Source organism: Streptomyces sp. NPDC028907 (genome assembly GCF_055564995.1).
Genome location: NZ_JBVHVE010000035.1, coordinates 1 through 12190 on the forward strand (window position 1 = coordinate 1; position 12190 = coordinate 12190).

Annotated in this window: 11 protein-coding genes and 1 rRNA gene; 2 read left to right on the plus strand and 10 right to left on the minus strand. The window is 71.5% G+C overall.

What is annotated here, in order from left to right; genetic code table 11:
* Positions 1–90 precede the first annotated feature (90 nt).
* The 4 genes from recN to ACZ4UU_RS44735 all read right to left on the minus strand — a co-directional run bounded on the left by recN (position 91) and on the right by ACZ4UU_RS44735 (position 4128).
* A complete protein-coding gene (gene recN, locus ACZ4UU_RS44720) occupies positions 91–1809 on the minus strand; it encodes a DNA repair protein RecN (protein ID WP_471909214.1) in 1719 nt (572 codons plus the stop codon).
* A gap of 234 nt (positions 1810–2043) precedes the next feature.
* Positions 2044–2949, minus strand: a complete 906-nt coding sequence (locus ACZ4UU_RS44725; RefSeq protein WP_234764554.1) for an NAD kinase — start codon at positions 2947–2949, stop codon at positions 2044–2046.
* The gene (locus tag ACZ4UU_RS44730; protein ID WP_471909207.1) at positions 2946–3761 is read right to left on the minus strand and encodes a TlyA family RNA methyltransferase; all 816 of its coding nucleotides are present in this window, start codon (positions 3759–3761) and stop codon (positions 2946–2948) included. Before ACZ4UU_RS44730 ends, ACZ4UU_RS44725 begins: the two co-directional genes overlap by 4 nt.
* Before the next feature lie 7 nt (positions 3762–3768).
* Positions 3769–4128, minus strand: a complete 360-nt coding sequence (locus tag ACZ4UU_RS44735) for a hypothetical protein (protein ID WP_471909208.1) — start codon at positions 4126–4128, stop codon at positions 3769–3771.
* 42 nt (positions 4129–4170) lie between these two features.
* Between ACZ4UU_RS44735 and ACZ4UU_RS44740 the strand changes: the two genes are divergently transcribed.
* Complete coding sequence (locus ACZ4UU_RS44740; protein WP_471909209.1) at positions 4171–4518, plus strand: SCP2 sterol-binding domain-containing protein; 348 nt, start codon at positions 4171–4173, stop codon at positions 4516–4518.
* Here ACZ4UU_RS44740 and ACZ4UU_RS44745 read toward each other — a convergent pair.
* The 4 genes from ACZ4UU_RS44745 to ACZ4UU_RS44760 form a co-directional block, all read right to left on the minus strand.
* Positions 4502–5416 carry an ABC transporter ATP-binding protein gene (locus ACZ4UU_RS44745; protein ID WP_471909210.1) on the minus strand — a complete coding sequence of 305 codons (915 nt, stop codon included), beginning with the start codon at positions 5414–5416 and terminating at the stop codon, positions 4502–4504. The genes ACZ4UU_RS44740 and ACZ4UU_RS44745 overlap by 17 nt on opposite strands.
* Positions 5413–6468: a FecCD family ABC transporter permease gene (locus tag ACZ4UU_RS44750; RefSeq protein WP_471909215.1), complete on the minus strand. Its 1056-nt coding sequence runs from the start codon at positions 6466–6468 to the stop codon at positions 5413–5415. Before ACZ4UU_RS44750 ends, ACZ4UU_RS44745 begins: the two co-directional genes overlap by 4 nt.
* A 68-nt stretch (positions 6469–6536) precedes the next feature.
* Positions 6537–7580, minus strand: a complete 1044-nt coding sequence (locus ACZ4UU_RS44755; protein ID WP_471909211.1) for a FecCD family ABC transporter permease — start codon at positions 7578–7580, stop codon at positions 6537–6539.
* A gap of 84 nt (positions 7581–7664) precedes the next feature.
* Positions 7665–8693 (minus strand): HAD hydrolase-like protein, encoded by a 1029-nt coding sequence (locus ACZ4UU_RS44760; RefSeq protein WP_471909212.1) that lies wholly within the window; start codon positions 8691–8693, stop codon positions 7665–7667.
* A gap of 72 nt (positions 8694–8765) precedes the next feature.
* Here ACZ4UU_RS44760 and ACZ4UU_RS44765 point away from each other — a divergent pair, with 72 nt between their 5' ends.
* The gene (locus tag ACZ4UU_RS44765; protein ID WP_471909213.1) at positions 8766–10058 is read left to right on the plus strand and encodes a DUF1015 domain-containing protein; all 1293 of its coding nucleotides are present in this window, start codon (positions 8766–8768) and stop codon (positions 10056–10058) included.
* Positions 10059–10114: 56 nt separating this feature from the next.
* Here the strand turns inward: ACZ4UU_RS44765 and ACZ4UU_RS44770 are convergent, their stop codons facing one another.
* Positions 10115–10879: a tetratricopeptide repeat protein gene (locus ACZ4UU_RS44770; RefSeq protein WP_471909216.1), complete on the minus strand. Its 765-nt coding sequence runs from the start codon at positions 10877–10879 to the stop codon at positions 10115–10117.
* A gap of 1199 nt (positions 10880–12078) precedes the next feature.
* Positions 12079–12190: ribosomal RNA gene (gene rrf, locus ACZ4UU_RS44775) — 5S ribosomal RNA — on the minus strand; the annotation flags it as partial.

The following is a 12190-nucleotide window of genomic DNA, read 5'->3' on the forward strand; positions in this document are numbered from 1 at the left end:
TGCCGTCAAGAGGGTGTCTAAATCGGTCGTCACAACCCGATGTTGGACACCCTCCCTCCGTCTGAGAACCCCGCAATCGGAACTACTCGTCTAGGCGTCCGCGCGGGCCGTCGCCAGCAGTTCCTCCGCATGCGCTCGCGCGGTCTCCGAGTCCTCCTGCCCGGCGAGCATCCTGGACAGCTCGCGGATCCGCTCCTCGCCTTCCAGGACCTTCACGCCGGACCGGGTGACCGACCCGTCGTTGGTCTTCTCGACGAGCAACTGCCGGTCGGCGAAGGCGGCGACCTGCGGCAGGTGGGTCACCACGACGACCTGCGCGGTCTTGGCCAGCCGGGCCAGCCGCCGCCCGATCTCCACGGCCGCCTTGCCGCCGACGCCCGCGTCGACCTCGTCGAAGAGATACGTCGGCACGGGATCGGTCCCCGCGAACACGACCTCCACGGCGAGCATCACGCGCGAGAGCTCACCGCCGGACGCGCCCTTGGCGATCGGCCGGGGCGGTGCTCCCGGGTGCGGGGCGAGCAGCAGCTCGACCTCGTCCGCGCCGGACGGCCCGTAGGCGACCGACCGGCCGCCGACCTCCACGCCCTCCGGGTCCTCGGTCTGCCGGATGTCGAAGGACACGCGCGCGTGCGGCATCGCGAGCGAGGCCAGCTCGGCGGTCACCGCGGCGGCGAACCGCTCGGCGGCGTCCGTACGCGCGTCGGTCAACGCCTGCGCCAGCCCGCCGAGCTCGGCCCGCAGCGCGTCCCGCTCGGCGGTCAGCTCGCCGATCCGCTCGTCGTCGCCGTCCAGCTCGGTCAGCCGGGCGGCGCTCTCCTCGGCCCAGGCGAGCACGGCGGCGACGTTCTCGCCGTACTTCCGCGTGAGCCCGGTCAGCGCCGCCCGCCGCTCCTCGACGGCCGCGAGCCGCAGGGGATCGGCGTCCAGGTCGTCGGCGTACCCCGCCAACTCCCCGGCGACATCGCCCAGCAGGATTCCGATCTCCCCGATCCGGTCGGTCAGCGCGGCCAGCGCCGGGTCGTGCGAGCGCACGGCGTCCAGAGCCCGCTGCGCACCCGCGACGAGCGTCGCCGCGTCGATGCCCTCGGGGTCCTCCGGGTTGCCGGCGAGCGCGGCATGAGCGGCCGTGGCGGCGGACGACAGGGCCTCCGCGTGCCCGAGCCGCTCGGCCTCCTCGGCGAGCTCGACGTCCTCCCCGGCGCGCGGCTCGACACCCGCGATCTCATCCAGGCCGAACCGCAGCATGTCGGCTTCCTGGGCCCGCTCACGCGCGCGCGTGACGATCTCGTCCAGCTCGACGGAGACGGCCCGCAGCCGCCGGTACGCCTCGCCGTACTTGGCGAGCGGCACCGCCACGGCGTCCCCCGCGTACCGGTCGAGCGCCTGCCGCTGCCTGGCCAGCTTCAGCAGGCCCTGCTGATCGGTCTGACCGTGCACGGCGACCAGCTCGTCGGCGAGCTCGGCCAGCATCCCCACGGGCACACTGCGCCCGCCCAGATGCGCCCGCGACCGCCCCTCGGCGGAAACGGTACGGCTGATCAGCAACGCCCCGTCGTCCAGCTCCGCCCCGGCCTCCTCGACCCGCACGACGACCGGCGCCCCCGAGGGCACGGCGATCCGCCCCTCCACGACGGCCTTCTCGGCCCCGATCCGCACGAGCGCCGGGTCCGCCCGCCCACCGAGCAACAGGCCCAGGCTGGTGACCACCATGGTCTTGCCCGCACCCGTCTCACCCGTGACAGCGGTGAACCCCGGCGACAGCTCGACGACCGCGTCATCGATGACTCCGAGCGACCGTATCCGCATCTCCTCCAACACGGACACGACCTTACGAGGTCGGGTACCGGGGATGCGACGCCCCCCGGTCCCAGTCATGTGAAGGTCCAGGTGACGAATGCGTATCGACGGCACATTGTCACTCGGGTGAGTGGTCCCGCCCAAGGGACGCGGGGCTGTATCGATATGCGGCTCCGCCGCGTGGGCGCGAGCAACCACGAACCACCCGCAGCCGCCCACGCTCCGCACCACCCCCGCAGATGGCTAGTGAGGCGCCCCCCGCCACCCGGAAACCGGCAACGCGAACTTCGCCACCAACCGATCCGTGAACGAAGCATGATGCAACCGAGCCAGCCGCACCGGCACAGCCCCCCGCCGAACCTCGACCCGCGCCCCCGGCGGCAACTCCACAGTCCGCCGCCCGTCACACCACAAAACCCCCGGCGGGATATGCGGCAGAACCTCCACGGCAAGCACAGAATCCGGCGACGTCACCAACGGCTTCGCGAACAACGCGTGCGCGCTGATCGGCACCATCAACAGCGCCTCGACCTCAGGCCACACCACAGGCCCACCCGCGGAGAACGCGTACGCCGTAGACCCGGTAGGCGTGGACAGCACGATCCCGTCGCACCCGAACCCCGTCACCGGCCGCCCGTCGATCTCCAGCACGACCTCGAGCAGCTTCTCGGCCCCGGCCTTCTGCACGGCCGCCTCGTTCAGCGCCCAGTCCGTGTGCACGATGTCGCCGTTCTGATGCACGACGACGTCGACCGTCATCCGCTCCTCGACCTCGTACGCCTTGGTGACGACCCGGTCGACAACCTTGTCGAGATCGTCCCGCTCGGCCTCCGCGAGGAAGCCGACCCGCCCGAGGTTGACACCCAGCATCGGTACGCCGGACGCCCGGGCGAACTCGGCGCCGCGCAGCAGCGTCCCGTCGCCGCCCAGCACTATCAGCAGCTCGCACCCGTCGAGGCACTGCGGAGTCGCCTCCTTGACGAGCTCCACCTCGGGTGGCAGCGGAAGGTCGGCTGCCTCGTACTCCAGCACCCGCACACCGATTCCCGACCGCAGCAGTCCCTTGACCACCAGCTCGGCGCTGCGGATCGCCGCGGGCCGCCCCGTGTGGGCGAGCAGAAAAACAGTACGAGCTCGGTTCGGTGTCAACGCGGCCCCTCCGCAACTGCACGGTCAACGTCGGCCGGGTCCAGGGCGGGCGCCCCGGCACGCAGCCACAGAAAGTACTCGACATTCCCGGAGGGTCCGGGCAACGGACTCGCCGTGACACCCTTCACTCCGAGCCCGAGTTCCCACGCCTTCTCGGCGACTCCCCGCACGGCCTCCGCCCGCAGCTGCGGACTCCGTACGACTCCCCCGCTACCCAGCCGTTCCTTCCCCACCTCGAACTGCGGCTTGACCATCATCACCAGATCGGCGTCCTGTTTCACGCACCGCACCAGGGCGGGCAGCACCAGGCCGAGCGGGATGAAGGACAGATCCCCCACGACAAGATCCACTGGCTCCCCATCGATCGCATCGAGCGTCAACTCGCGTACGTTCGTACGGTCCTTGACGGTGACGCGTTCATCGCTTTGAAGAGTCCAGGCGAGTTGGCCGTATCCGACGTCCACGGCGACGACATAGGCGGCCCCCGACCGCAGCAGGACGTCGGTGAAACCCCCGGTGGACGCGCCGGCGTCCAACGCCCGCCGCCCCTTCACCACGAGCCCCTGGGGCACGAAGGCCTCCAGCGCGCCCGCGAGCTTGTGCCCGCCGCGCGAGACGTACTCGGGATCGTTGTCGTCGGCGGACACCACGATCGCCGCCGCGGTCTCCACCTGCGTGGCCGGCTTGGTCGCGACGGTCTTGCCGACGGTGACCCGTCCGGCGGCGATCAGCTGGCTGGCGTGCTCGCGCGAGCGCGCGAGCTTCCGGCGGACCAGCTCCGCGTCGAGACGGCGGCGTGCGACTCCTGCCACGTTCGGTTCAGCTCCTGCTCTCGTATGTCCTCGGGGGCGCCGGAGGTCCCGGGCGGGCGTCGAGCGCGGTGAGCGCGTCGCGCAACCCCCGGTGTACATCCTCGTACACCTCGACGTGCCCGTCGGTGGCGAGGTGGTCGGCATCACCCAGCCGCGCCAGCTGGGCGTCGACGTCGGCGTTGCCGGTGGGGGTGCGGGGGATGTTCAGCGGGGCGGGTGCGGCCGGGGCGTACTCGGGTTCGCCCGCCGCGGCCGTCTCGACCCCTTCTGTCGCTTCGACCGCGAGCTCAGCCTCCGCTCCGGCCTCCGTCTCGGCCGCCTCCCGCGGGATCGCCGGGATCTCCGTCTCCGGAACCGTGTCGCTCATGCCCAGACGCTACCCCGAACCGCTGGGGTACCGTCGATCGCGATGGCCACGACTGAGGAGTGCCGAGCCGCACTCGAAAAGCTCTCGGACAACATGCAGCGCGCCGAAGGGGACGCCCGCACGGCCGCGGCCCTGGACCGCTCGGTGAGCTGCCACATCACCGACCTGGACGTCACCTTCGCCGGCCGTATGTCGGGCGGCCGGATCCACGTCCACGAGACGCTCCAGGGCCCGCCCCGTGAGAAGGCCCAGATCAGACTGAGCATGACCGGCGACGACCTGGTCTCCCTGGTCGACGGCGAACTGCACTTCGCCAAGGCCTGGGGCTCGGGCCGGGTGAAGCTGCACGCGGGCGTGCGCGACCTGCTGACGCTCAGGAAGCTTCTGTAGCCGCCACCTTTGCGGTCTGGCCGCCCCGGTCGACCCGCTCCTTCCTGACCTGCTCGCGCGCCTTGCGCGCCGCCGGCACCACCAGCGGCGTGCCCGTCTCCGGGTCGTCGATGACCTGGCACCGCAGCCCGAACACATCCTGGACCAGCTCGGCCGTGACGATGTCGTTGGGCGCGCCCTCGGCGATCACGGCCCCGCCGCGCAGGGCGATGAGGTGCGTGGCGTACCGGGCGGCGTGGTTGAGGTCGTGCAGTACGGCGACCAGCGTGCGCCCCTGCTCCTCGTGCAGTTCGGCGCACAGGTCGAGGACGTCGATCTGGTGCTGGATGTCGAGGTACGTCGTCGGCTCGTCGAGCAGCAGCAGCGGCGTCTGCTGGGCGAGAGCCATCGCGATCCACACGCGCTGACGCTGGCCGCCGGACAGTTCGTCGACATAGCGGTCCGCGAGCTCGGCGACCCCGGTCTGCTCCATCGACTCATGCACGACCCGCTCGTCCTCGGTCGACCACTGGCGCAGGATGCCTTGGTGCGGATACCGGCCGCGGCCCACGAGGTCGGCGACGGTGATCCCGTCGGGCGCGATCGACGACTGCGGCAGCAGGCCCAGGGTGCGCGCGACCTTCTTCGCCGGCATCGACTGGATGACCTGCCCGTCCAGCAGGACACGGCCCTGGCTGGGCTTGAGCATCCGTGACAGGGCCCGCAGCAGCGTCGACTTGCCGCACGCGTTCGGGCCGACGATCACGGTGAAGGAGTTGTCGGGTATCTCCACCGACAGTTGCTCGGCGATGACCCGCTGGTCGTAGGCGAGGGTGACGTTGTCGGCGGACAGGCGGTTCACGGTGCTCCTTCGGTCGTTCAGCCCACTGCTGTTCTCGTTGCTCTTGCCGGCGCTCATATCCGGCCCGCCTTGCGCTCGGTGACCAGCAGCCACAGCAGGTATACGCCGCCGAGCACGCCCGTGACCACGCCCACGGGCAGCTGGTCGGCACCGAAGACCCGCTGGGAGATCCAGTCGGCGGTGACGAGGAGGGCGGCGCCCATGCACAGCGAGGGCAGCAGGTTCGGCCCGGGCGAGCGGGTCAGGCGCCGGGCGAGCTGCGGGGCGGTGAGCGCCACGAAGCTGACGGGTCCCGCGGCGGCGGTGGCGGACGCGGTGAGCAGTACGGCGGACAGCATCAGCAGCAGCCGTACGCGCTCGACGCGCACCCCGAGGGCGTAGGAGACGTCGTCGCCCATCTCCATCATCCGCAGCCCGCGCGCGTTGGCGAGGACGAGCGGTACGAGGACGGCGCACAGCGCGAGCAGCGGCCAGACCTGGGCCCAGTCGCGACCGCTGAGGGAGCCGGTCATCCACACGACCGCGCGGGCCGCGTCGACGAGGTCGGCCTTGGTCATCAGATAGCCGTTGACCGCCGTCATGATCGCGGACATGCCGATACCGACCAGGACCAGTCGGTATCCGTGTACGCCCCGCTTCCAGGCAAGCAGATAGATGGCCAGCCCGGTCGCGAGTCCGCCCACCAGCGCGCCCACCGTGACCTGCGCGGAGTCCCCGGAGAACAGCACGATCACCACGAGCGCCCCGGCCGTGGCCCCCTGCCCGAGACCGAGGATGTCGGGGCTGCCCAGCGGGTTGCGGGACAGCGTCTGGAACAGCGCACCGCCGAGGCCGAGCGCGGCCCCGACGAGGAGCCCGACGAGGACCCGCGGCAGCCGCAGTTCCTCGACGATGAACTCCTGCCCGGCGTTGCCCTCGCCGGCCAGCGTCCTGAGCACGTCACCCGCCGAGATCGGGAAGTCGCCGGTACCGATCAGCACGACGCTCGCGGCGAGCCCGGCGAGCAGCAACAGCACGACGACGGTCAGCGCCCGGACGTCGAGCCGGACGGAGAGGCCGCCCGGGCCCCGCACGGCACGGTTGGCCCGGGACGCCCGGGTCGGCTTCACGGCACTCTTCGCCCCGGCCCGCACGCCGCCGTCCTCTTCGCTCGTCGCTTCCTTCTTCAGTGCGGTCTTCACAGCTGGGCCGTCCTCCGCCGTCGTACGAGAAAGATGAAGACCGGTCCGCCGAGGATCGCGGTGACGATGCCGACCTGGAGCTCCGAGGGCCGGGCCACGATCCGGCCGAGCACGTCGGCGCCGAGCAGCAGCACGGGCGACAGGACGGCCGCGTACGGCAGGATCCAGCGCAGGTCGGGCCCGGTGAAGGAGCGCACGACGTGCGGCACCATCAGGCCGACGAACACGATCGGTCCGCAGGCGGCGGTTGCGGCCCCGCACAGCATGGTGGCTGCCAGCATCGACAGCACCCGGGTGCGGTTCAGGTTGGCGCCGAGGGCCTTGGCGGTGTCGTCACCCATCTCCATGGCGTTCAGCGGCCGGGCGAGGGCGAGCGCGAGGACCATGCCGACGACGAGGAACGGCAGCACCTGCCTGATGGTGGAGTCCGTCGCCGAGGTCAGCGAACCGACCGTCCAGAAGCGCATCTTGTTCAGCGCCGCGTCGTCCATGATCATCACGGCCTGGAGATAGCCGTACAGCGCGGCGCTGATCGCCGTACCGGCGAGCGCGAGCCGCACCGGCGTGGCACCCCGACTGCCGCCGAGGAACCAGACCATCGCCCCGACCGCGGCAGCGCCGAGGAAGGCGAACCAGACATAGCCGCTCAGGCTGGTGACGCCGAAGAAGGTGATGGCGGTGACGACCGCGGCGGAGGCGCCCGCGTTGATGCCGAGCAGCCCGGGATCGGCGAGGGGGTTACGGGTGAGCGCCTGGAGCACGGCCCCGGCGAGACCGAGCGCGGCCCCGGCGAGCAGCCCGAGGACGGTGCGCGAGATCCGGTCGCCGACCACGACGTCCCCGTAGGTCCCGGAACTCTGGAACAGCCCGTGCCAGACCTCCCCCAGGGACAGCTGTTTCGCCCCGATCGCGATGCTCGCCAACGCGACGACCACCAGGATCAGGACAGAGACGAGCAGCCCAACGGCACGTATCGCCCGTCGGGTTGGGGGCGCGGACGGGGACTCCGCGCGCTGTTCGGGAGGACTGTCGACCAACACGCAGTTAGGTTAGCCTACCCTCCCATTCAGCCACGATCCCGCCGTACGGCGTCACAGGCCCGGCCACGATTTTGCTCAGCGGCGTCACAACCCCAGTCGCGCCAGCTCCTTCCCCGCATCCAGCGTGCACGCGCCCTCCCCGGCCGCCGTCCAGGCCGCCGCGCACAGCGCCCGCAGCCCGTCCAAGGCCGTACCGTCACCGTCGAGTTCCAGCCGCTCGGCCCTGGCGGTCGCCGTCCAGCCGCCGCACCGGAAGCCCTCCCCGGCCGCCACGACGTCCGGCTGTCCGCCGAGCAACCCCCGCAGATCGGCGTCGACATACGTCGGCCGGTGCTGCGGTGGCGCGGCGAGCAGCAGGGCTCCGTCGGTCACGCCGGTCAGCACCAGCAGCGAGTCGACCTCCCCGTTGAACGCGCCCTCGATGTCCGTGTCCAGCCGGTCCCCCACCACCAGTGGCCGCTCGGCACCCGTCCGCAGGATCGTCTCCCGGTGCATGGGAGGCAACGGCTTGCCCGCCACCTGTGGCTCGGCCCCGGTGGCGATCCGCACGACCTCCACCGCGGCCCCGTTCCCCGGCGCGATCCCGCGCCCGCTCGGAATCGTCAGGTCGGTGTTGGACGCGAACCACGGCACACCGCGCGCGACGGCGTACGAAGCCTCCGCGAACCGCCCCCACTGCAGCTCGGGCCCGCCGAACCCCTGCACAACCGCCGCCGGATCGTCGTCCGCCGACTCGACGGGCTCCAGCCCACGCTCCCGCAGCGCCACCCGCAGCCCCTCCCCACCGATCACCAGCACCCGGGCCCCCGCCGGCACCTGCTCACTGATCAGCCGCGCGACCGCCTGCGCCGAGGTGATGACATCGCCTGCCCCGGTCGGTATGCCGAGCTCCGTCAGATGCGCGGCCACGGTGTCCGGAGTGCGCAGAGCGTTGTTCGTGACGTACGCCAGACGCATCCCGCCGGCCCGGGCCGAGGCGAGCGACTCGACGGCATGCACGATCGCGTCACCGCCCGCGTACACCACTCCGTCGAGGTCGAGCAGCGCCGTGTCGTACGCCTCGCTCAGGGCCTGGCCACTGCCCTCGGGCCTCGTCCTGACGCTCTGGCTCATTCCGCATCGCTCCTCGTTCGACGGCTTTCCCCCGATCATCCCCCATGCCACTGACACCCGTACGATGCCGGGATGAACACAGCAGGTCACCCGGAAGCAACGGAGCGCCGAGGCCTCGAACTGACCCCGTTCCGAGGGCTTCGCTACGACCCCGACCGGGTCGGCGGCCTGGCCGCCGTGACATCCCCTCCGTACGACGTCGTCGTCCGCCCCGACGGCCTGCACCACCTCCAGGACGCCGACCCGCACAACATCGTCCGCCTGATCCTCCCCCAGGCCGCCACCCCCGGCGCCCGCAACGAACAGGCGGCCAAGACCCTGCGCCGCTGGCTCTCCGAAGGCGTCCTGGCCGCCGACCCCGAGCCCTGCCTCTACGTCTACGAGCAGCGTGACGGCGACGGCATGCTCCAGCGCGGCGTCATCGGCACCCTGCGCGTCACGGAGCCCTCGGAGGGACTGGTCCTGCCGCACGAGGACGTCATGCCGCACGTGGTCGCCGACCGAGCGGACCTGATGCGCGCCACCTCGGCGAACCTCGAACCCCTGCTCCTGACCTACCGCGGCACCGGCACTGCCACCGACACGACCGCTCTCATCGAGCGCACGGTCGAACGCCCGCCGCTCTTCTCGACCACCACCGAGGACGGCTTCAGCCACCGCCTTTGGTCGATCACCGACCCGGCCGACCTGGCCCACGTCCAGTCCGACCTGACCCGCCACCAGGCCCTGATCGCCGACGGCCACCACCGCTGGGCGACCTACCGCCGACTCCGCGCGGAACACCCCTCACCCAGCGCCTGGGACTACGGCCTCGTCCTCCTGGTCGACACGGCCCGCTACCCCCTGCGGGTCCGCGCCATCCACCGCCTCCTGCACGACCTGCCCGTATCGGACGCCCTGGCCGCCCTCGACGGCCTCTTCCGGGTACGCCGCCTCGAAGTCCCGCTGGCCGAGGCCCTGGAGGCTCTGGCCGACGCGGCCTGCGCGGGCAACGCCTACCTCCTGGCCGGAGACGGGGCCTTCCACCTCCTCGACCACCCGGACCCGGCCCTCCTCGACCGCACGGTCCCCACCGACCGCCCCGCCGCCTGGCGCACCCTCGACGCGACGGTCCTGCACGCCGCACTCCTCGCCCACGTCTGGCACATTCCCGAGGACGACCCCACCCGCATCGCCTACATCCACGACACCGCCGCCACCGTCACCAAGGCGGAACGCGACGGCGGTACGGCCGTCCTGATGCACCCCGTCCGCGAGGACGTCGTACGCGACCTCGCCCGCCAGGGCGTCACGATGCCCCGCAAGTCGACGTCCTTCGGCCCGAAACCAGCCTCGGGCCTGGTGCTGCGCGCACTGGACCTCTGAAACGCCGAAGGGCGGGACCCCGTCCGGAATCCCGCCCTTCACTTCACCCGCGCCTGCTACTCCTTGTCACCCTCGTCGGTGACGGACTCGGCCGGAGGCTGCTCATCTCCGCCGCCCTCGGTCCCGTTCTCGCCCTCGTTCTCGTCGAGGGCGTCGACGAACTCGACACCGTCCAGCTCGGCCAGCCGGTCGGACGCGTCCGTGCTGCCCTCCTTGTCGGCCTCGACAGCCTTGGCGAACCACTCACGCGCCTCACCCTGACGTCCCGCGGCCAGGAGCGCGTCGGCGTACGCATACCGCAGCCGAGCGGTCCACGGCTGTACGGAGTTGGAGGCGAGCTCGGGGCTCTGCAGCGTCACAATGGCCGCGTCCAGCTGCCCCATGTCGCGCCGGGCGCCGGCCGCGACGAGCCGCATCTCCACCTGCCCGCCCTTGTCCAGCTTGTGCACCTCGGGCGCACCGGCCATGTCCAGCGCCTTCTCCGGCCGCCCGAGCCCACGCTCGCAGTCGGCCATGAGCGGCCACAGGTCCACGCTTCCGGTCATCCGCCGCGCGGCCCGGAACTCGGCGAGCGCCTCGGCGTACTTCTGATTCGCGTACGCCGCGAACCCGCCCGCCTCGCGTACGGCCGCCACGCGCGACGCCAGCCGCAGAGCCACCTTGGAGTAGCCGTAGGCCCCCTCGGGGTCCTCGTCGATGAGCCGCGCGACCATCACCAGGTTCCTGGCGACATCGTCCGCGAGCGTCTTCGGCAGGCTCTGAAGCTCCTGCCGTACGTCCTTGTCGATCTCCTCGCCCGTGACGTCCTCGGGGATCGGCAGCCGCTTGATCGGCTCGCGGTCGCCACGGTCACGATCCCGCTCATCACGGAACCGGCCACCGCCACGCCGGTCGTCACCACCGCGCCGGTCATCCCGCCCACGGAACCCACCGGGCCGCCCGCCGCGGTCGTCCCTGCGGGGCCCCCGCCCGCCACGGTCATCCCGTCGGTCGTCCCGCCCACGGAACCCACCGCGCTCGCCCCGGCTGTCATCACGCCGAAAACCACCACGGTCCCCACGGTTGTCGTCACGCCGGAACCCGCCCCGGTCACCTCGGTCATCGCCCCGACGGTCATCACGACGCTCGAAGCCGCCACGGTTGTCGTCGCGCCGGAACCCGCCGCGGTCACCTCGGTCATCGCCCCGACGGTCATCACGACGCTCGTAGCCGCCGCGGTTGTCGTCGCGGCGGAAGCCACCACGGTCATCACGACGCTCGAAGCCTCCACGGTTGTCGTCACGCCGGAAGCCACCACGGTCGCCCCGATCGTCACGCCGGAAGCCCCGGTCACGGTCGTCACGCCGACCGTATCCACCACGGTCACCGCGGTCACCACCGTCGCGGCGGTCGTCACGACGGCCATACCCACGGTCGTCGCCCCGGCGGTCGTCGCGGCGGCCGTAGCTGCCGCGGTTGTCGTCGCGCCGGAAGCCACCACGGTCGCCACGGTCGTCTTCCCGCCGCTCGCCCCGGTCATCCCGACGGAAGGCAGGCCGGTCCCCGTCCCGTCGGACACCACGGTCGCGATCGTCGCGCCGGGGCCCAGAGGGCCGGTCATCGCGGCGGAACGCCGGCCGGCTCCCTCGGTCGTCGCCACCGCGTCGGTCATCCCTGCGGTCATCCCGACGGTCGTCGCGGCCTCCGTAACCACCGCGGTTGTCGTCACGCCGGAAGCCACCACGGTCACCGCGGTCGTCGCCCCGACGATCGTCACGGCGTTCATCACGGCGACCGTACCCACCACGACCGGCGCTGCTGCCACCGCGGTCGTTGTCACGACGGAACCCGCCGCGGTCTCCCCGGTTGCCTCGATCGCCGCGGTCACCACTGTCCCGTCGCCGCTGGTCGCGCTCCGGTCGGTCGTCGGGAGAGTTGGTGGACATCGGTGACTCCTGTCTTCGGTACACAAGCATTGTAAAAACGAAAGGACCCCTGGTCCCAGCTGAACGCTGGTGACCAGGGGTCCTTCCCAAAGATTGTTCGGCGGCGTCCTATTCTCCCACAGGGTCCCCCCTGCAGTACCATCGGCGCTGTAAGGCTTAGCTTCCGGGTTCGGAATGTAACCGGGCGTTTCCCTCACGCTATAACCA

What these genes read in the sequence shown, in the direction of transcription:
- recN (WP_471909214.1), bottom strand. Translation starts at nt 1,809, where the DNA reads ATGCGGATACGGTCGCTCGGAGTCATCGATGACGCGGTCGTCGAGCTG.
- ACZ4UU_RS44735 (WP_471909208.1), bottom strand. Translation starts at nt 4,128, where the DNA reads ATGAGCGACACGGTTCCGGAGACGGAGATCCCGGCGATCCCGCGGGAG.
- ACZ4UU_RS44740 (WP_471909209.1), top strand. Translation starts at nt 4,171, where the DNA reads ATGGCCACGACTGAGGAGTGCCGAGCCGCACTCGAAAAGCTCTCGGAC.
- ACZ4UU_RS44745 (WP_471909210.1), bottom strand. Translation starts at nt 5,416, where the DNA reads ATGAGCGCCGGCAAGAGCAACGAGAACAGCAGTGGGCTGAACGACCGA.
- ACZ4UU_RS44760 (WP_471909212.1), bottom strand. Translation starts at nt 8,693, where the DNA reads ATGAGCCAGAGCGTCAGGACGAGGCCCGAGGGCAGTGGCCAGGCCCTG.
- ACZ4UU_RS44765 (WP_471909213.1), top strand. Translation starts at nt 8,766, where the DNA reads ATGAACACAGCAGGTCACCCGGAAGCAACGGAGCGCCGAGGCCTCGAA.